The organism is Pseudoalteromonas aurantia (assembly GCF_005886875.1).
GTDB lineage: Bacteria > Pseudomonadota > Gammaproteobacteria > Enterobacterales > Alteromonadaceae > Pseudoalteromonas > Pseudoalteromonas aurantia_A.
In genome coordinates this window covers 1-304 of the sequence record NZ_PNBY01000262.1, presented here as the reverse complement: position 1 = coordinate 304, position 304 = coordinate 1, and the positions used below count along the sequence as shown (strand labels likewise).

Genomic DNA, 304 nt, shown 5'->3' with positions numbered 1-304 from the left:
GAAATTATATTGTAGTATACTCATATCAAATGATTTCGAAATAACGTTTTAATTCCCAATCGGTAACCGGTTTTAAATGCTGTCTCCATTCCCATTCTCTGGTAGCGATGAAATGATTAGTGAATGCGTCCCCAAAAATTTCATTGGCCAACCCGGTTTGCTTCATTCTCGCTGTGGCTAATTCTAAAGTTGCCGGTAATCTTCCGTACTTTTCTTCTTTATATCCATTACCTGTTGTTATACTTTGTAATGCTAGTTTATTTTCAATGCCATATAAGCCAGCACCGATGGATGCTGCTATGGC

At 37.8% G+C, this 304-nt stretch carries 1 pseudogene; it reads right to left on the bottom strand.

Annotation, left to right across the window (positions count from 1 at the left end):
• Positions 1 to 25: 25 nt before the first annotated feature.
• Positions 26 to 304 (bottom strand): annotated as a pseudogene (locus CWC18_RS20895) (glutamine synthetase); the annotation flags it as partial.